Raw genomic sequence first — 18,253 nt, 5'->3', positions numbered from 1 at the left:
GGGCACACAGGCACCGGTCGTCCTCTCGAGGCGGTCCCGCCCAGCTGCCGGCGGGGCCGCGCCCGTCCCACGAGGTCCCTACCGTGGACGGGTTGCCGTCGGCGCCCCGGTGCCGGCGGCGTCCGACGTCGAGCGAGAGAGGGAGGTGCGCCGGCACCGGCGCCACGGACACCTGTGACCACGACACCACCACACACCGATCCACCCGGGGCCGCGGGGGTCCACCCCGCCGTCGCCCAGCCACCGCCGTCGCCGGCCGACCGCGGGGCGGCGCTGGACCGGGTCGTCTTCGGCATCGCCGCCGTCGTCGCCCTGGGCTTCGTGACCTGGGGATTCGTGACGCCGGAGGGTCTCGGGAGCGCGAGCGGCACGGCCCTGGGCTGGGTGATGCACAACCTCGGCTGGCTGTTCGTGTTGCTGGCGTCGGCGTTCGTCGTCTTCGTGCTGTGGCTGGCGGCGAGCCGGTACGGGCGCATCCCGCTGGGCCGGGACGACGAGGCACCCGAGTTCCGGACGGTCTCCTGGATCGCGATGATGTTCAGCGCCGGCATGGGCATCGGACTGATGTTCTTCGGCGTCGCCGAGCCGCTGGCGCACTACGTCTCGCCGCCGCCGGGCACCGTCGCAGCCGAGTCGCCCGAGGCCGTGGAGACCGCGATGGCGACCACGCTGTTCCACTGGTCGCTGCACCCGTGGGCCATCTACGCCGTCGTCGGTCTGGCGATCGCCTACGGCACCTTCCGGCGCGGCCGCCGGCAGCTGATCAGCGCTGCCTTCGCGCCGCTGTTCGGGGCGCGACGCACCGAGGGCCCGGCCGGCAAGGTCATCGACATCCTGGCGATCTTCGCGACCCTGTTCGGGTCGGCGGCCTCGCTCGGGCTCGGGGCGCTGCAGATCGGCAGCGGCGCGGAGATCCTCGGCTGGGCCGGGGACGTCGGCAACGGGCTGCTCGTGGGGATCATCGCGGTGCTGACCGCGGCCTTCGTCGCCTCGGCGGTCACCGGCATCGCCAAGGGCATCCAGTGGCTGGCCAACACGAACATGGTGCTCGCGCTGGTCCTGGCGGTGTTCGTGTTCGTCGCGGGCCCGACGGTCTTCATCCTCGACCTCCTGCCGACGACGCTCGGCAACTACGTCGCCGACCTCGGCGAGATGGCCGCCCGGACCGAGGCCAGCGGCGGCGACGCCCTGGCCGAGTGGCTCAGCGGCTGGACCGTCTTCTACTGGGCGTGGTGGATCTCCTGGACGCCGTTCGTCGGTCTGTTCATCGCCCGGATCAGTCGCGGCCGCACCATCCGGCAGTTCGTCACCGGTGTCCTGCTGGTGCCGAGCGTCGTGAGCCTGGTCTGGTTCGCGGTCTTCGGCGGGGCCGGGATCGCCGCCCAGCGGGGCGGTGCCGGCATCGGCGGGCAGGCGACCGCGGAGGGCCAGCTCTTCGGCGTCCTGGACGGGTTCCCCCTGGCCACGCTGATGACCGTGCTGGTCATGGTGCTCGTCGCCATCTTCTTCGTGTCCGGGGCCGATGCCGCGTCGATCGTGATGGGGTCGCTGTCCGAGCGGGGCACCCTCGAGCCGAGTCGGCCGACGGTCGTCTTCTGGGGCGTCGTCATGGGCGGGGTAGCCGCGATCATGCTGCTGGTGGGCGGCGACGAGGCGCTCACCGGGCTGCAGAACCTGACCATCATCGCCGCCCTGCCCTTCGCGCTGGTGATGGTGGGGCTGGCGGTGTCACTGGCCAAGGACGTGCGCTCGGATCCGATGATGCTGCGGCACACCGCCGCCGTGGAGGCGGTCGAGCAGGCCGTCGTCGAGGGCATCACCCGGCACGGCGAGGACTTCGTGCTGGTGGTCGAGCCCGCGCCGGACGCCGACCGCGACGGCGTCCCGGACACCGCGACCGGCACCACCCCGCCCGCGGCCGCCGAGCCCCGCCCGGCCGACGCCGCAGCGCCGGTCTCCGGCCGCGGCCGATGAGTCCGGCCGGTCGGCCCCGTCTGTACCTGGGACGGGGCCGACCGGGCCCCCGCGACGACGGGAGGACACCGTGCGCTGGATCTTCGTCAACCTGCCCGTGGCCGACCTGGCCGCCGCCAAGGCCTTCTACGGCGGGCTCGGCTTCGGCTTCAACGAGCAGTTCTCCGACGAGCGGACGGCGGCGGTCGTCGTCGCGGACAACATCGTGGTGATGCTGCTGACCCGCGACCGGTTCGCCGACTTCGTCCCGGACGCGGACCGGATCGGCGACCCGGCGCGGTCGACCACGGTGCTCAACGCGCTGTCGGCCGGGAGCCGGGAGGAGGCCGACGACCTGCTGGCGCGGGCGCTGGCCTCCAGTGGGAAGCCGTGGATGCCGGCGCAGGACCACGGGTTCATGTACGGGGTCAGCTTCACCGACCCCGACGGCCACGTCTGGGAGGTCGCCTGGATGGACCCCGCCGCGGTGCAGTGACCCCCGGTAGGGGTCTAGGAGCGTGACGGTCGCTACCGTCGTCCTCGTGCCCCGTCCTCCGCTCGGCTCCGCGCTGACCGTCGGCGCCGCGGGCCTGCTCGCCGTCAACGGCACCGTCTCCACCCTTGCCCTGCAGGCCGGTGTCCCGGCGCCGTGGCTGACCGCGCTGCGCTGCGGCGGGGCGGCGGTGGTCCTGCTGGCCGTCCTCGGCGTCGTCGCGCCGGGGCGGCTCCGGGTGTCCTGGCGGGAGGTGCCCTTCCTGGCCGCCTTCGGGGTGGTCGGCATCGCGCTCACCCAGTGCCTCTACTACGTGGCGATCGGCCGGCTGCCGGTCGGCATCGCCCTGGTCTTCGAGATGACCGCGCCGGTGTTCATCGCGCTGTGGGTGTGGCTGGTGCGCGGGGAGCGGGTCCGCCGCCGGCTGTGGGCCGCGCTCGGGCTGTCGCTGTCGGGGCTGGTCCTGGTGGCCGAGGTGTGGCAGGGCGGCGGCTCGCTCGACGCGGGCGGGGTGGCCGCGGCGCTCGCGGCAGCCCTGTGCCTGGCGACCTACTACCTGATGGGGGAGCGGGGCACGACCACCCGCGACCCGGTGGTGCTCACCTGCTGGAGCTTCGTCGCGGCCGCGCTGTTCTGGGCGGTGGCCGCGCCGTTCTGGCCGTTCGACCCCGCGGCGCTCGGCGTCCCCGTGCCGGTCTCCCTCGGGTCGCTCGAGCTGCCGCTGTGGGTGCTGGTCGGCTGGATCGTCGTCCTCGGGGCGGCGCTGCCGTTCTGGCTGTCGCTGGCGGCGCTGCGGCACCTGCCGCCGACGACGGCCGGCCTGATCGCCACGGTGGAGCCGGTGCTGGCCTCGGTCGTGGCCTGGCTGTGGGTGGAGCAGGTGCTGTCCGGCTGGCAGGTGCTCGGCGGCCTCGTCGTCCTCGGCGGGATCGCGCTCGCGCAGACCGCCCGGACGGCGCGGGGGCCGGCTCCCGTGCCGGAGCCGGCCCCCGCCTGAGCCGCGCGTCCCGCGCTCAGGTCACCTTCCGGGCCGCGTCCAGCCAGCCGGCCAGCTCGGTCATGTACGCCGCCTGGGCGCTGTGGTCCATGCCGATGTACTTCCAGGGGTGCTCCTGGCCGGCCTGCACCGCCGGCAGCAGGGTGTAGGTCGGCTGGGCGCGCATCTGCTCCGGGGTCTCCCCGCCGCGCAGCGAGTACAGGATCACGTCGCTCGGGTGGTCGGTCACCTGCTCCCAGCTGACGGACTCCCAGAAGTAGGTGTCGCCGCCCGGGTCGACGAAGTCGACGCCGAGGTCGGAGTACAGGCGCAGCGACGGGTCGTCGGGCGCCTTGCCCATCCACCAGCCCTCGCTCGCCGTGGCGTAGACCGGCAGCACGGTGATCCCGCGCTCGCCGGCCGCGGTGAGCTCCGCCGACGCCGCCCGGAAGTCCTCGCGGGCCGCGTCGACGACCTCGGCATCGGCACCGAGGGAGTCGGCGAGCGCCACGGTCCGCTCGATGACGTCGGCGGCCGAGCCGCGGTAGGCGATCGCGACGACGGGGGCGATCTCGGCGACCTGCTCCTGCTGCTGGAGCGACTCGAAGCCGTAGAGCGGCTGGCTCTCGTCGATCGTCCCCGAGGAGTCGGTCGGGTAGACCGAGGTGACGATGACGTCGGGATCGGCCGCGGCCAGCCGCTCGAGGTCGATCTGCCCGTAGCTCTCCCCGACGATCTCCAGCTCGGCGAGGTCCTTGCCCGCGAACGCGACGTCGTCGGCCGCGGAGGTCTGCCCGAAGCTGGCGACCGGCTCCACGCCGTAGTTCCACAGCGAGGCCACCACGTCGTTGAGGCCGGCGACCCGCGCAGGTGTCGCGTCGAGCTCGACGGTGTTCCCGGGGTCGTCGGTGAAGCTCCAGCCGCCCTCCTCGGCGGCCGTGGCGGGTTCGGCGCTCTCGCCGGCGCAGCCCGCCGTCGCGACCAACGCGGCCAGGGTGAGGGTGGCGCCGGCCAGGCGGCGGGTTCTGCGCTGCAACGGATCTCCTCCGAACGGGTCCGGGGTGTTCCCCCGACTGGGCGCTCAGGTTAGCCTCACCTAAGGAGGTCGCCGCACGGGCCGGCCGGGACGGGGGGACGACGCATGACGCTCACCGCGCGGCCGGAGGCCGTGGCCGCCCCCGCCTGGCAGTTCTTCGACGCCTCCGTCGCCGCCGTCCGCCGGCTGGGCCCGAGCTTCGTGCGGCTGACGCTCACCGGGCCGGAGCTGGCCGGGTTCGGCGCGGCCGGCTGCGACCAGCGCTTCAAGCTGGTGCTCTCCCGCGACGACGCCGGGCTGGACCGGCTGCGCGACCGCGGCGAGGACTGGTACCCCGACTACTGCGCGATGCCCGAGGAGCACCGTCCGGTCATCCGCACCTACACCGTGCGGGCGGTCCGGCCCGAGCGCGCCGAGCTCGACGTGGACGTCGTCCTGCACGGGGTCGAGGACGGGCACGCCGGCCCGGCCGCCAGCTGGGCGGCCGTGGCGGTGCCCGGTGACCGGATCACCCTGCTGGGCCCCGACCGCCCCGGCGCCGGCCGGCCGTGGGGCGTGGAGTGGGCGCCGCCACCGGCCGCCCGCACGCTGGTGCTGGCCGGCGACGAGACCGCCGTCCCCGCGGTCTGCGCGATCCTCGAGTCCCTGGGGAGCCGTCCGACGACAGCCGAGGGAGCATCGCAGCGAGGTGCGAGCGAGGAGCGGACCGAGGCGCGGAGTCGGACCGGTGGACGCAGCCCGCGCTCGGTGACCGCGCTGCTGGAGGTGCCGGAGGCCGGCGACGCGATGAACGTCGCCCTGCCCGCCGGGGCGACGCTGCGCTGGCTGCCGCGGGACGGCGCGGCCCGCGGCTCGCGGCTGGTGCCGGCGGTGCACGCCGCGCTGTGCGAGCTCGGCATCGCCTCCGCTCCGGCCGCCCCGCCGGAGGAGGTCGGCGACGAGCTGCTCTGGGAGGTGCCGGATCCGGACGCCGCCTCGGGCTGCTACGCCTGGCTGGCCGGGGAGGCCGGGGTGGTGAAGACGCTGCGCCGCCGCCTGGTGGGCGACCTCGGCGTCCCCCGCGCGTCGGTGGCGTTCATGGGCTACTGGCGCGAGGGCGTCGCGGGCTGAGGGCGGCGATCTCCGCGGAGAGCGCCGCCCCTAGCGGAGGCGGCGGACCGGCACCACCATCGGCGTCCCGGTCACCGGGTCGGGCACGATCCGCGCCTCCAGGTCGAAGACGTCGGCGAGCAGGAGCTCGGTGAGCACCTCCTCCGGCCGCCCGGAGGTGACGAGCCGGCCGTCGTCCATGGCGACCAGCCGCTGCGCGTAGCGGGCGGCCAGGTTGAGGTCGTGCAGCACGACGACGACCGTGCGGCCGCGCTCAGCGTGCAGCCGCGCCACCAGCTCGAGGACGTCGATCTGGTGGGACAGGTCCAGGTAGGTCGTGGGCTCGTCGAGCAGCAGCAGGTCGGTGCCCTGGGCCAGCGCCATGGAGATCCAGGCCCGCTGGCGCTGCCCTCCGGAGAGCTCGTCGACCGGCCGGTCGGCGAGGTCGGCCATGTCGGTCCAGGTCAGCGCCTCGGCGACCGCGGCCTCGTCGTCGCGGGACCACTGCCGCAGCCAGGACTGGTGCGGGTGCCGCCCCCGCGCGACGAGGTCGCCGACGGTGAGGCCCTCCGGGGCCACCGGGGTCTGCGGCAGCAGGCCGAGCACGCGGGCCACGTCACGGGTCGGCGTCCGCGCGATCGACCGGCCGTCCAGCAGCACCTGGCCGCCGACCGGGCGCAGCAGCCGGCCCAGTGCCCGCAGCAGCGTGGACTTGCCGCAGCCGTTGGGGCCGACGATCGCGGTGAAGGACCCCTCGGTGAGCTGCAGGTCCAGGTCGCGGACGACGACCCGGTCGTCGTAGGCGAGGCTGACCGACTCGGTGGCGAGACGGACCGTTCCGGTCCGGGGGAGGGTGCTGGTCACAGCGTCGATCGCCGCCTTCCGCGGACGAGGAGCCAGAGCAGGAAGGGCGCGCCGACGGCGGCGGTGAGCACGCCGACGGGCAGCGCCTGGGGGAGCACGGTGCGGGTGAGCAGGTCGGCGCCGACGACGAGCGCGGCGCCGAGCAGGCCGGAGGCCAGCAAGGGCGGCCGCGAGCCGCCCGTGAGCCGGACGGCGAGCTGCGGGACCACCAGCGCCACGTAGGCGATCGGGCCGGCCGCGGCCACGGCGGCAGCGGTGAGCGCGACGGCGACCAGGACGACCAGCGCCTGGGTGGGGACCAGGCGCACGCCCAGGCCCCGCGCGGTGTCGTCGCCGAACTGGACGACCCCCAGCGCCCGGCTGCCGGCCAGCGCGGCGGGCAGGAGGACGGCGAGGGCCACCAGCAGCGGCACTGCCTCGTTCCAGGTGCGGGCGTTCAGGGATCCGGTGATCCAGACGTAGGCGGTGGCGGCGTCGTGGATCTCGGCGCGGGTGAGCAGCCAGTCGGTGAGCGCCGCGGCGACCGCCCACAGCGCGATGCCGACCAGCACCAGCCGGTAGCCGTCGATGCCGCGCCGCCAGGCCAGCAGGAGCAGCAGCAGGCCGCTGACCAGCGCGCCGAGCAGCGCGGCCAGGGGGATGCCGACGCCACCGAGCAGCCCGGAGCCACTCGCCGTCCCGCCCAGCACGATCGCCGCGACCGCGCCGGCCGACGCGCCCTGGGTGATGCCGAGGACGTCGGGGGAGGCCAGCGGGTTGCGGGCGAAGGTCTGGAACAGGGCACCGGCCACGCCGAGGGCCAGCCCGACCAGCGCACCGATGACGATCCGCGGCGCCCGCAGCTGCAGGACGATGAACTCCTCGGTCCCCTCGCCGAGCCCCACCAGGGTGCGCAGCACGTCGGTCAGCCCGATCGGGAAGTCGCCGCGGCCCAGGCTGACCGCGCCCAGCAGGACGGCGGCGACCGCGGCGCCGAGCGCCACGCCGACCTGCCGCCAGCGCACCCGCCCGGAGACCGGCCCGACGCGGACGACGGTCTCCCCGGGCTGGCGGACCCGCTCGGGGGTCCCGGCCGGCGGGGGCGCGAGCTGCGTCACGGGCCGGCCATCCGGCGCCGGCGGATCAGCGCGATGAAGAACGGCGCGCCGACGAGGGCGAGCACGATGCCCACCTGCAGCTCGCCGGGCCGGACGACGACCCGCCCGATGACGTCGGCGACCAGCAGCAGCGCGGCCCCGAGCAGGCCGGAGCAGGGGATCAGCCACCGGTGCGCCGGGCCGGTGAACGCGCGGACGGCGTGCGGCACGACCAGGCCGACGAAGGCGATCGGACCGCAGGCCGCCGTCGCCGCGCCGCACAGCAGGGTGACCGCGGCCAGCCCGACCAGCCGGGCCAGCCACACCCGCTGGCCCAGGCCGCGGGCGACGTCCTCCCCGAGGCCGAGCAGGTCGAGGGCGGGGGCGTTGAGCAGTGCGAGCAGCAGCCCGGCGACGATGAAGGGGGCCACCTGCCAGGCGACGTCGGCCCCGCGGCCGGCCAGCGCGCCGACCACCCAGAAACGGAAGGCGTCGAGGCTGTCGGTGTCGCTCACGAGGATCGCGCGGACCAGCGCGTAGAACAGCGCCGACAGCGCGGCGCCGGCCAGCGCGAGGGTGACCGGGGTGGCGCCGCCGCGGCCGGCCGAGCCGAGCGAGAAGACGAGCACGGTGCCCACGAGGGCGCCGGCGAAGGCGAACCAGACGTAGCCGGCCGGCGTCCCGACGCCGAGGAGGTGGATGGCCAGCACCACCGCCAGTGAGGCGCCGGCGGTGACGCCCAGCAGGCCGGGGTCGCCCAGCGGGTTGCGGGTGTGGCCCTGGGCCAGTGCCCCGGCGATGCCGAGTGCCAGCCCCACCATCAGCCCGAGCGCGGTGCGCGGCACCCGCAGCTCGCGGACGATCACAGTCTCCTCGGTCGGGACACCCGGGTCGGTGAGCGCCTGCCACACGGCGCCCAGGCCGATGCTGCGGGAGCCGACCGCGATGCTCAGCGTCGCGGCGGCGACCACCAGGACGAGCAGCAGGACCAGGCCGAGCAGGCGGCTGCGGCGCCGCTCGAGCAGGTCGCCCCGGAACGCGCCGCCGGCCCCTGTCGCGTCCGGAGCCCGGCGCAGGGCAGCATCGGTCGACGAGGACACGAGCGGCTCCAGGGGCAGACGGCGAGATAGGCCAGGCTCACCTTAGTCCCGCGCGCCGGGGTCGGCCGATCGCCCGGTTCAGCGGTGCTGGCGGCGGCTGCCCCCGTGCCAGTCCTCCTCGAGCCCCGCCTCGCCCGGGCGGACGCCGAACGCCGGCAGCTGCGGCCGCTCCCGCAGGCTGCGCTTGAGCTCGGCGAAGCCCGGGAAGCCGGCGAGGGCGATCACGTGGTCCCACAGCGCGACGGCGTCCTCGGGGGTGGGCAGCCGGCTGATAACCGGGCCGAAGAACGCGGCACCACCCGGCGGGCGGAACTGCAGGATCGGCGTCCCGACGTCCCTGCCGGTGAGCCGCAGGGCAGCGTCGGTCTCGTCCTGGATCTCCGCGTCCCACGACGGGTCGTCGACGGCGGCCGCCAGGTCGAGCGGCAGCCCGGCCTCGGTGAGGACCTGCTCGAGGAACGCCCGGCCGGTGGCGCGCTCGGGCGGCGGCTGGCCGGCGGGGTCCTCGAAGACGTGCCGGCCCAGCGTGGCGTAGAGCGGGTCGAGCGCCTGCGGGCCGTGCTCGGCCCGGGCGCGGGCGGCGACCCTGAGCAGGTGCAGCCCGGCGGTGTGGCCGGCCTCGTACTCGGGCGGGAACTGGGCGTCGTAGTCCACCTTCCGGTTGAGCAGCCGCAGCGAGATCAGCCGCCACTCGACGCGGTACTCGCGCTGCTCGGCGACCATGCGCACCCACCTGCTGGTCATCCAGGCGAACGGGCAGACCGGGTCGAACCAGAAGTGCAGGTCGGCGTCGCTCATCGGCCCAGGACCTCCTCGATCGCGTGCCGGACCTCGGGGGCGTCCGGCTGGGTCGTGGGCCGGAACCGGGCGACGACCTCGCCGTCGCGGTCCACCAGCCACTTCTCGAAGTTCCACCGGACCTCGCCCGCCTCACCCGACGCGTCCGGCGCCCCGGTGAGGCACTGGAACAGCGGGTGCGCGCCCGGTCCGTTGACCTCGAGCTTCTCGGTCATCGGGAAGGTCACGCCGTAGGTGGTCGAGCAGAAGCCCGCGATCTCCTCGGCGGTGCCCGGCTCCTGACCGGCGAACTGGTTGCACGGGACGCCGACGACGGTGAGCCCCTTGGCGCCGAACTCCTGCTGCAGCGTCTCGAGCTGGGTGTACTGCGGGGTGAGGCCGCAGCGGCTGGCGACGTTCACCACGAGCGCCGCGCCGCCGCCGGCCAGCCCGCGGAGCGTGGTGGCCTCGCCCTGGAGCGTGGTCACCGGGGTGTCCAGCAGGTCGGTGGGGGGCACGGGGATCCTCTTTCAGTCCAGGTCGCTCAGGTCGTCGGGGACGTCGACCGCGTGCTGGCGCAGGGCCTCGAGCGGCACGACCTCGAGCGCGCGGGCGTTCGTGGCCGCCAGGACGACCCCCGCGGCGGCGCCGGCCTGGTAGGCCTGCATCCACCGCGCGGCCACCACGCACCAGCGGTCGCCGGGGCGCAGGCCCGGGAAGCCGTACTCCGGCCGCGGGGTGGTCAGGTCGTTGCCCAGGGCGCGCTGCAGCTCCAGGAACTCCGCGGACACGACGGCGCACACGGTGTGGCTGCCCAGGTCCTCCGGGCCGCTGCTGCAGGTGCCGGTGCGGTAGAAGCCGGTGAGCGGCTCGGTGCCGCACGGCTGCAGCGGCCCGCCGAGCACGTTGCGCTCGATCTCGCCCTGCGGCTCGCTCATGGGTCCCCATCCTGCTGCCGAACGGCGGTCCGCGCTCCCCGGCTCCCGGGTCCGCCGGAGCTGCAGCGGGGGTGGCAGGGTGGCGCTGTGAGTGCCGACACGTCTGCCGGGCCCGCTGTCCTCTGGCGCCCCACGCCCGAGTCGATCCGGGCCACCCGCCTCGCGCGGTTCGCCGACCGGGTGGCCCGGCGCCGCGGCGTCGACCTCGGCGACCCCCCGGACTACGACGCGATCTGGCGGTGGTCGGTCGAGCACCTCGACCAGTTCTGGGCCGAGGTCGCCGACTGGTCCGGCGTGCTGCCCGGCGTCCCCGACGACCGGGTGCTCGCCCGCCGCGCGATGCCCGGCGCCGAGTGGTTCCCCGGGACGACGGTCAACTACGCCGAGCAGGCGCTGCGGCACCCCCGGGACGGCGCCGTCGACGCGGGCAGCCCGGCGCTGATCGCCGTCGCCGAGGACACCGAGCCGGTCGAGACCGGCTGGGCGGAGCTGCGCGCGCAGGTCGGGGCCTTCGCGGCCACGCTGCGCCGGCTCGGCGTGCAGCGCGGGGACCGGGTGGCCGGCTACCTGCCCAACGTCCCCGAGGCGGTCGTGGCCTTCCTGGGTGCGGCGGCGGTGGGCGCGGTGTGGTCCTCCTGCGCGCCGGACTTCGGCACCCGCAGCGTGCTCGACCGCTTCGCCCAGATCGGGCCCACCGTGCTGGTCGCCGTCGACGGCTACCGCTTCAACGGCAAGGAGTACGACCGGCGCGACGTCGTCGCCGAGCTCCGGGCGGCGCTGCCCAGCGTCCGGACGACGATCGCCGTCCCCCGGCTGCACCCCGGCGAGGTGCCCGACGGCGCCCTGCCCTGGGCCGACGCGGTCGCCGACGGCCAGGAGCCGGTCTTCGAGCCGCTCCCCTTCGACCACCCGCTGTGGATCGTCTACTCGTCGGGCACCACCGGGCTGCCCAAGGGGATCGTGCACGGCCACGGCGGCGTCGTCCTCGAGCAGCACAAGCAGCTCGGGCTGCACCTCGACGTCGGCCCCGGTGACCGGTTCTTCTGGTACGCGTCCACCGCCTGGATCATGTGGAACATCTCGACGTCGGCGCTGCTGGTCGGCGCCACCGTCGTCGTCTACGACGGCGCCCCGGCGTACCCGTCGATCGACGCCCAGTTCGCGCTGGCCGCCCGCACGGGCATCACCTACCTCGGCACCAGCGCCGGCTACCTGACCGCCTGCGAGAAGGCGGGGATCCGGCCGGGGGAGACCCACGACCTGTCGGCCCTGCGCGCCGTCGGGTCGACGGGCTCGCCGCTGCCGGCCTCGGCCTACCACTGGGTCTACGAGGCGGTGGGGGACGACGTGCTGCTCGGCTCGCTGTCGGGTGGGACCGACGTCGCGACCGGGTTCATCGGCAGCTCGCCGCTGCTGCCGGTGACGGCGGGGGAGCTGCAGCGGCCGATGCTCGGCGTCGCCGCGGCGTCGTGGGACGAGGACGGCCGGACGGTGACCGAACAGCTCGGCGAGCTCGTCATCACCGAGCCGATGCCCACCATGCCGCTGTGCTTCTGGAACGACCCCGACGGGTCCCGGTACCGCGAGGCCTACTTCGAGCCGTGGCCCGGCGTCTGGCGGCACGGCGACTGGATGGAGGTCACCGAGCGGGGCACCTGCATCATCACCGGCCGCTCGGACTCCACCCTGAACCGCGGCGGCGTCCGCATGGGGACGGCGGACATCTACGCCGCCGTCGAGTCGATCCCGGAGGTCGTCGACTGCGTCGTCCTCGGGGTCGAGCAGCGCGACGGCGGCTACTGGATGCCGCTGTTCGTCAAGCTCGCCGACGGCGAGGAGCTGAGCGAGGACCTGGTGGCCCGCATCAAGGCCGCCATCCGCTCCCAGGCCAGCCCGCGCCACGTGCCCGACGAGGTGCTCGTCGTCCCCGCGGTGCCGCACACCCGCACCGGCAAGCGGCTGGAGGTCCCGCTCAAGCGGCTGTTCCAGGGCGTCGACCCGGCCAAGGCGCTGAACGCCGGCGCGGTCGACGACCCGGCCGCCGTCGAGCACTACGTCGCCCTGGCACAGGAGCGCGGCGTCCGCTGACGTGACCGGCCCGCCGCTCGGAGGGCGACGTACGTGGCCCGATCGCCGAGCCGGTGGGCCTGTCGCGTGCCCGTCAACGGGGGTTGACCCGTCTGCGACGAGCGAGGAGAACTGGACTCGTCCGCAGCAGTTCGATCGGGGAGGGGAGTCCAGTGACGCAGACGCAGCCCGTGGAGCACATGTCGTTCGACCGACCCGACGAGGTCCGGGAAGGGGACAACTGGCGGCTGGAGCTGCTCAACCTGGCCGGCGGCGCCCAGGTCGGCAGGATCACGGTCCAGCCCGGCTGGCGGTGGTCCGAGCACGTGAAGCCGGTGGCCGGGACCGACCTGTGCCAGGCACCGCACCAGCAGTACCAGGTCTCCGGCCGGATCCACGTCGTGATGGCGGACGGGACAGAGCTCGACTCGGGTCCCGGTGACGTCACGAGCCTGCCGCCAGGACACGACGCCTGGGTCGTGGGGGACGAGCCCGTGGTGGCCATCGACTGGCACGGGGCCTCGGTCTGGGCGGCCAAGCAGTAGGTCCGGCGACACGGAGGGGCGGCGTCCGGCTGCCCGGACGGTCGTCCCCCGGCACACCCGGCGGCCCCGCCGGCGCCCGGGCGCGGCCGCCGGCGGGGCCCCTGCCCGCGTGCCCGTGACGCCTGCTGCCCGGGGGTGCGACGGGGGAGCTGCTGTGCCATCGGTAACTCCTGCGGCGGTGTCCCGTGCGGCGCCCGGGGGCTGCCCGGAGGGTGGACCGTGGTCACCCGCCGCCGAGGAGAGGCCCCACGACGATGACGTCGCCCCAGGACCACCCCACCGAGCTGCTCGAGCCCCAGCCGCCGGCCCTGCTGCCGCCGTGGCACACGCCCGAGCGGGAGGCGCTGCAACTGCAGGCCCGCCGCTTCGCCATGGACGAGGTGCTGCCGGTCGCCAACGAGCTCGACCCGCAGAAGGGCCTCATCCCGGCGTCGCTGCTGGCCCGGCTGGCCGAGCTCGGGTACTTCGGCATCACCGTCCCGGCCGAGCACGGCGGGCTGGGCCTGGGCGTCTTCGAGTACTGCATGGTCAGCGAGGAGCTGGCCCGCGCCTGGATGTCGACCGCCAGCATCCTGGCCCGCTCGCAGGGCCTCGGGACGTCGCTGGCCGACGCCGACCGCCGCCACGAACTGCTGGCCCGCAGCGCCCGCGGGGAGTGGATCGGCGCCATCGCGCTGTCCGAGCCCGACGCCGGGTCCGACCTCGCCGGGGTGTCCACCCGCGCCGTGCTCGACGGCGACGAGTGGGTGGTCACCGGCCGCAAGCGCTGGTGCGGCAACGCCGAGGCCGCCGACTTCATCCAGGTGCTGGCGCGCGAGCGCGACCCCGAGCCGGGGGAGCGCCGCTCGGCGGGCCTGCTGAACCTGCTGCTGGAGAAGGAGCGCGGCGCGTTCCCCGCGGGCCTGACCGGCTCCCCGATCGACAAGATCGGCTACCACGGCTTCCTGACCTGGGACCTCAGCTTCGACGGCGTCCGCATCCCGCGGGGGAACGTCATCGACGAGGCGGCCGCCAGCGACGGGACCGGGGCCGGGGCCGAGCGGGCCGGGTTCGCCCAGGCGCAGCTGTTCCTCAACACCGCCCGGGTGCACACAGCCGCCCGCGCCGTCGGGCTGGCCCGCGCCGCGCTGGAGGACTCCGTCCTCTACCTGCAGGAGCGCGAGCAGTTCGGCCACCCGATCGGCGACTTCCAGGCGCTGCGCTTCGCCGTCGCCGAGATGGCCGCGCAGGTCGAGCAGGCCCGCGCCTTCTACCGGCAGGTCGCCCACCTGCTCGACCTCGGCGTCCCCTGCGAGCGGGAGGCGGCGATGGTGAAGCTGGAGGCCACCGAGATGTCGGTGCGGGTCACCAACCAGGCCATGCAGCTGCACGGCGGCAACGGCTACACCACCGAGCGGCAGGTCGAGCGGCACTGGCGCGACGCCCGCCTGACCACGATCTTCGAGGGCACCAGCGAGATCCAGAAGCGCATCATCAGCGACCGCATCCTGCCCAGGTCCCCCCTCGGGTAACGCCGTCCGAGAAATCGCGCGCGGCGGCCGGACGCCGACCGGCACCATGGTCCGTGCCGCCCACGGGCACCTCCGGGCGGTACGGACGACGGGGAGAGCACCATGGCCGGCCTGCCGAGGGCGCTGCAGCCGCTGCGGCACCGCCCCTACCGGCTGCTCGCCGTCTCGCTCGGCCTGTCGCTGCTGGCCAACGGGTCCTGGGCGGTCGCGGTCATCTGGCAGGTCGTCGCCCTCGGCGGCGGCCCAGCGGAGGTGTCCCTGGTCAGCGGGCTGACCGCCGGCGGCATGCTCGCCGTCGCCCTGCTCGGCGGGGTGCTCGCCGACCGGGTGCCGCAGCGGCACATCCTGCTGGCGGTGGCACTGCTGCAGGCGGTCCCGGTCACCGGCGTCGCGGCGCTCTCGATGGCCGGCGCGCTGCCGCTCTGGCTGCTCGCCGGCGTCGGGCTGCTCGGCGGCGTCGGGATGGGGCTGTACTACCCGGCCTACTCCGCGCTGGTCCCGGCGCTGCTGCCAGAGGACGAGCTGCTGGCGGCCAACGGCCTCGAGGGGACGATGCGGCCGGTGCTGCACCAGGTGGCCGGCCCCACCGCGGCCGGGCTGCTGGTCGCGGCGGTCTCACCGGGCGTCGCGCTGCTGGTCACCGCCGCGGCCGCCGCCGGCGCGGCGCTGTGCATGGCGGCCCTGCCGGTCACCCCGGTCCGCCGCGAGCCGGCCGCCGTCCCGGTGCACCCCCTGCGGTCGATGGCCACCGACCTGCGCGAGGGCTTCGCCTACATGGTCCGCACGCCCTGGCTGCTGGCCACGCTGGTGTTCGCCTCGCTGATGCTGCTGGTCATGCTCGGCCCCTTCGAGGTGCTGGCGCCCTTCGCCATCCGTGACCGGGCCGACGGCGGGCCGATGGGCCACGCGCTGGTGCTCACCGCCTTCGGCGTCGGCGGTGCGCTGGGCTCCCTGGTCGTCTCCTCGCGCCCGCTACCGCGCCGCTACCTCACGGTGATGGTCCTGCTGTGGGGCCTGGGCTGCCTGCCGATCGCCGTCTTCGGCCTGACCACGCGGCTGGAGGTGATGGTCGCCGCCGGCCTGGTCACCGGCGCGACCTTCCAGAGCGGCATGGTCATCTGGGGCACGCTGCTGCAGCGGCGGGTGCCCCCGGCGCTGCTCGGGCGGGTCTCCAGCCTGGACTTCCTCGTCTCCGGCGCGTTCCTGCCGCTGTCGATGGCGATGGCCGGCCCGGTCAGCGAGTGGATCGGCCTGACCGCGACCTTCCTCGTCGCCGGCTGCGTGCCGCTGGTGCTGGCGGTGGGCGCCGTCCTGGCCGCCCGGATGCCGGTCGACGAGCTCGCCCACCCGCTGGACCGGCGGCCGGCCGCCGAGCCGGTGGGCGCGCCGGCCTGAGCCCGGGTCAACCGCGCCCCTCCACCAGCACGGCCAGCCCGTCGAGGGTCCGCTCCAGGCCGAAGCGGTAGGCGTGGGCGGGGTCGTGCGCGCTGCCGTGCGCGCTGCCGTGCGCGGCGCCGGCCGCCGTCCCCACCCGGACCGCGCGCGGATACCGCGCCGGGTCCAGCACCCGGGCCAGCAGCGGCCCGGCCGCCGCCCACCACTGCGCGTCGTCCACCCCGCTCTGCCGCCGGGCGGCCTGCGCCTCCGCGGCCGCCCGGGCGTTGGCCTGCACGAACGACAGCAGGTGGGTGAGGCAGTCGTCGCGCACGACGTCGTCCAGCCCCAGGTCGTCGAAGGCGGCCAGCTCGTGCTCGTACTTGGCGATCGAGCCCGGCCCGAGGGGCGGGCGCAGCGTGGACACCGCGGCGGCCCAGGGGTGGGCGGCGAACAGCGCCCGGTTCTCCTCCGCGACGGCGGCGACCCGGTCCCGCCACGGCCGGCCGGCGGTGTCGCGGCGCGCCATCCCGGCGTGGACGGCGTCCAGCATGAGGTCCAGCAGCTCGGCGCGGGCCGGCACGTAGGTGTAGAGCGTCATCGGCGCGACCCCGAGCGTCTGCGCCACCGCCCGCATGGCCACCGCCTCCAGGCCGTCCCGGTCGGCCAGGCCGACGGCCGCGGCCAGCACCGCGTCGAGGTCCAGGGCGCGCGCCGGTCCGCGTCGAGGGCCCGCGGGCGGCTGCCGCCACAGCAGGGTCAGGGTGCGGGCGGCGTCGCCCGCGCTGCTCCGGTCGGTCGGCACGTCGGCATCCTCCCCACGCAATCAGCGTACAGTGTACGGAGTCCGAATCACTTCCAGGAGGCCTCCGTGCGCATCACCGCCACCGCCGTCTCGCTGAACGTCGATGACGTCCCGGCCAGCAGCGCCTTCCTCAGCCGCCACTTCGGGTTCCGGGAGGAGATGGCCGCCGACGGTTTCGCCTCGCTGACCCGCGAGGACGCCGGCGTCCACGTCGCCTTCCTGCGTCGCGGCCTGCCCACGCTGCCGGCCGACCAGCGCGACGTGCCCGCCGCCGGGATGATCCTCGCCTTCGTCGTCGAGGACCTCGAGGGCGAGCTGCGCCGGCTGCAGGACGAGGGCGTGGCGATCACCATGCCGCTCACCGTCGAGGAGTGGGGCGAGCGCGCCTTCCAGGTCCGCGACCCCAACGGCGTGGTCGTCCAGCTCGTGGACTGGAACGGATAGCGGCGCAGGGCTAGGGAACCGGCCGGCCGGCCGCCTGCTGGCGGCCCGCGAGGGCGCGGTCCACGGCCTCCGCGGAGAGGACCTCCTCGAGCGCCAGCCGGGCCGCGCCGACCACGCCCGCCCGGTCACCGAGGCTGCTGGCCACCACGCGCAGGCCCCGGGCGGCCTGCGGCTGCGTGCGCTGGTACAGCCGCTCGCAGACGGCCGCGACGAAGTGGTCCTGCAGCAGCGCCAGGTCGCCGCCCAGGGCCAGCACGCGCGGGTTGAGCAGGCTCACCGCGGTCGCCAGGACGTCGCCGATCACCAGCCCCGCCTCCCGGACCAGCCGGGTGGCCTCGGCGTGGCCGGTCGACGCCAGCTCGACGACCGACCGGCTGTCCGGGACGTCCTCCCCCTGCTCCCGGAGTGCCCGGGCCAGCGCCCGCCCGCTCGCCGACGCGGCCAGGCAGCCCCGCGCACCGCAGACGCAGAGCGGGCCGTCCTCGGCGCTGGTGATCCGGACGTGCCCGATGTCGCCCTCGGCGCCGTCTGCGCCCCGCAGCAACCGGCCGTCGACCACCACGCCCGCGCCGATGCCCGTCGCGACCTTCACGAACAGCAGCGGCGAGGAGTCCGGCCACGCGGTGTGGTGCTCGCCCAGGGCCATGGCGTTGGCGTCGTTGTCGACCACGCAGACGACACCGAACCGCTGCTCCAGCAGGTCGCGCAGCGGGTGGTCGTGCCAGCCCGGCAGGACGGGGGTGTGGTGCACGACCCGTCCGGTCGCGACGTCCACCGGGCCCGGCACGCTGACCCCGAGGCCGAGGACCCGGTCGGCGGTGACCCCGCAGGCGTCCAGCACCTCCCGCCAGCGCTGCTCGACCCACCGGAGGACCGGCTCGGGGCCGTCGGCCAGCCGGACCTCGTGGACCGCCTCGGCCAGCGGACGCCCGGAGAGGTCGCACAGCGCGAGGGAGGCGTGCGCGGCGCCGAGGTCGGCGGCCAGCACCACCCCGCGGGACCCGTCGAGGCCGAGCACCTGCGACGGCCGGCCGCGGACCGAGGCCTCCCGGCCCGACTCGCGCAGGTACCCGGCGTCGACCAGGAGGTCGACGCGGGCGGCGACGGTCGAGCGGGACAGCCCGGTCAGCTCGATCAGGTCCCCGCGCGTGCGGGCCCGGCCCCGGCGGATCAGTTCGAGCAGCTGCCCGGCGCGCTCACCCAGG

18 protein-coding genes and 1 pseudogene are annotated in these 18,253 nt (G+C 75.5%); 9 read left to right on the top strand and 10 right to left on the bottom strand.

Translation table 11 applies throughout. The features are described 5' to 3' along the window. Nucleotides 1-174: 174 nt before the first annotated feature. The 3 genes from ACI78Z_RS15635 (at nt 175) to ACI78Z_RS15625 (ending at nt 3,443) form a co-directional block, all read left to right on the top strand. Nucleotides 175-1,974 (top strand): BCCT family transporter, encoded by a 1,800-nt coding sequence (locus tag ACI78Z_RS15635; protein WP_457037454.1) that lies wholly within the window; start codon nt 175-177, stop codon nt 1,972-1,974. A gap of 70 nt (nt 1,975-2,044) precedes the next feature. After that, a complete protein-coding gene (locus ACI78Z_RS15630) occupies nt 2,045-2,449 on the top strand; it encodes a VOC family protein (protein WP_457037453.1) in 405 nt (134 codons plus the stop codon). A gap of 46 nt (nt 2,450-2,495) precedes the next feature. Further along, nucleotides 2,496-3,443: an EamA family transporter gene (locus ACI78Z_RS15625; protein WP_457037452.1), complete on the top strand. Its 948-nt coding sequence runs from the start codon at nt 2,496-2,498 to the stop codon at nt 3,441-3,443. 16 nt (nt 3,444-3,459) lie between these two features. Here ACI78Z_RS15625 and ACI78Z_RS15620 read toward each other — a convergent pair whose 3' ends face one another. Next, nucleotides 3,460-4,458, bottom strand: a complete 999-nt coding sequence (locus ACI78Z_RS15620) for an ABC transporter substrate-binding protein (RefSeq protein WP_457037451.1) — start codon at nt 4,456-4,458, stop codon at nt 3,460-3,462. Nucleotides 4,459-4,563: 105 nt separating this feature from the next. Here ACI78Z_RS15620 and ACI78Z_RS15615 point away from each other — a divergent pair, with 105 nt between their 5' ends. Then, nucleotides 4,564-5,568, top strand: a complete 1,005-nt coding sequence (locus ACI78Z_RS15615; RefSeq protein ID WP_457037450.1) for a siderophore-interacting protein — start codon at nt 4,564-4,566, stop codon at nt 5,566-5,568. A gap of 30 nt (nt 5,569-5,598) precedes the next feature. Here the strand turns inward: ACI78Z_RS15615 and ACI78Z_RS15610 are convergent, their stop codons facing one another. The 6 genes from ACI78Z_RS15610 to ACI78Z_RS15585 all read right to left on the bottom strand — a co-directional run bounded on the left by ACI78Z_RS15610 (nt 5,599) and on the right by ACI78Z_RS15585 (nt 10,302). Next, a complete protein-coding gene (locus tag ACI78Z_RS15610) occupies nt 5,599-6,411 on the bottom strand; it encodes an ABC transporter ATP-binding protein (RefSeq protein WP_457037449.1) in 813 nt (270 codons plus the stop codon). Further along, nucleotides 6,408-7,508 (bottom strand): FecCD family ABC transporter permease, encoded by a 1,101-nt coding sequence (locus ACI78Z_RS15605; RefSeq protein ID WP_457037448.1) that lies wholly within the window; start codon nt 7,506-7,508, stop codon nt 6,408-6,410. The genes ACI78Z_RS15610 and ACI78Z_RS15605 overlap by 4 nt, the downstream gene beginning before the upstream one ends. Then, entirely contained in the window at nt 7,505-8,587 is a 1,083-nt protein-coding gene (locus tag ACI78Z_RS15600) for a FecCD family ABC transporter permease (RefSeq protein WP_457037447.1), read from the bottom strand. The genes ACI78Z_RS15605 and ACI78Z_RS15600 overlap by 4 nt, the downstream gene beginning before the upstream one ends. A 78-nt stretch (nt 8,588-8,665) precedes the next feature. Beyond that, a complete protein-coding gene (locus ACI78Z_RS15595; protein WP_457037446.1) occupies nt 8,666-9,385 on the bottom strand; it encodes a mycothiol-dependent nitroreductase Rv2466c family protein in 720 nt (239 codons plus the stop codon). Next, nucleotides 9,382-9,882, bottom strand: a complete 501-nt coding sequence (locus ACI78Z_RS15590; protein WP_457037445.1) for a glutathione peroxidase — start codon at nt 9,880-9,882, stop codon at nt 9,382-9,384. Before ACI78Z_RS15590 ends, ACI78Z_RS15595 begins: the two co-directional genes overlap by 4 nt. A gap of 12 nt (nt 9,883-9,894) precedes the next feature. After that, on the bottom strand, nt 9,895-10,302 hold the full coding sequence (locus ACI78Z_RS15585) for a DUF2237 family protein (protein WP_457037444.1): 408 nt from the start codon (nt 10,300-10,302) through the stop codon (nt 9,895-9,897). A gap of 87 nt (nt 10,303-10,389) precedes the next feature. On the opposite strand from ACI78Z_RS15585, the gene ACI78Z_RS15580 reads away from it, so the two are divergent. From ACI78Z_RS15580 to ACI78Z_RS15565, 4 genes are all read left to right on the top strand, one after another. After that, nucleotides 10,390-12,390, top strand: a complete 2,001-nt coding sequence (locus ACI78Z_RS15580; RefSeq protein WP_457037443.1) for an acetoacetate--CoA ligase — start codon at nt 10,390-10,392, stop codon at nt 12,388-12,390. A 152-nt stretch (nt 12,391-12,542) separates the two neighbouring features. Continuing rightward, nucleotides 12,543-12,914, top strand: a complete 372-nt coding sequence (locus ACI78Z_RS15575) for a cupin domain-containing protein (protein WP_457037442.1) — start codon at nt 12,543-12,545, stop codon at nt 12,912-12,914. Between the two features lie 254 nt (nt 12,915-13,168). Further along, nucleotides 13,169-14,425 (top strand): acyl-CoA dehydrogenase family protein, encoded by a 1,257-nt coding sequence (locus tag ACI78Z_RS15570; RefSeq protein ID WP_457037441.1) that lies wholly within the window; start codon nt 13,169-13,171, stop codon nt 14,423-14,425. 102 nt (nt 14,426-14,527) lie between these two features. Then, nucleotides 14,528-15,820 carry an MFS transporter gene (locus ACI78Z_RS15565; protein ID WP_457037440.1) on the top strand — a complete coding sequence of 431 codons (1,293 nt, stop codon included), beginning with the start codon at nt 14,528-14,530 and terminating at the stop codon, nt 15,818-15,820. 7 nt (nt 15,821-15,827) lie between these two features. On the opposite strand, the gene ACI78Z_RS15560 is transcribed toward ACI78Z_RS15565, so the two are convergent. Beyond that, a complete protein-coding gene (locus ACI78Z_RS15560) occupies nt 15,828-16,604 on the bottom strand; it encodes a TetR/AcrR family transcriptional regulator C-terminal domain-containing protein (protein WP_457037439.1) in 777 nt (258 codons plus the stop codon). Nucleotides 16,605-16,670: 66 nt separating this feature from the next. On the opposite strand from ACI78Z_RS15560, the gene ACI78Z_RS15555 reads away from it, so the two are divergent. After that, on the top strand, nt 16,671-17,048 hold the full coding sequence (locus ACI78Z_RS15555) for a VOC family protein (RefSeq protein WP_457037438.1): 378 nt from the start codon (nt 16,671-16,673) through the stop codon (nt 17,046-17,048). A 10-nt stretch (nt 17,049-17,058) separates the two neighbouring features. Here ACI78Z_RS15555 and ACI78Z_RS15550 read toward each other — a convergent pair whose 3' ends face one another. Then, nucleotides 17,059-18,066 carry an ROK family protein gene (locus ACI78Z_RS15550; RefSeq protein ID WP_457037437.1) on the bottom strand — a complete coding sequence of 336 codons (1,008 nt, stop codon included), beginning with the start codon at nt 18,064-18,066 and terminating at the stop codon, nt 17,059-17,061. A gap of 51 nt (nt 18,067-18,117) precedes the next feature. Continuing rightward, nucleotides 18,118-18,252: pseudogene (locus ACI78Z_RS15545) on the bottom strand (winged helix-turn-helix transcriptional regulator); the annotation flags it as partial. Nucleotide 18,253: the final 1 nt, after the last annotated feature.

This window comes from Geodermatophilus sp. SYSU D01176, assembly GCF_054050015.1.
The sequence above is the reverse complement of the archived record's forward strand: the minus strand, read 5'-3'. Positions and strand labels throughout refer to the sequence as shown.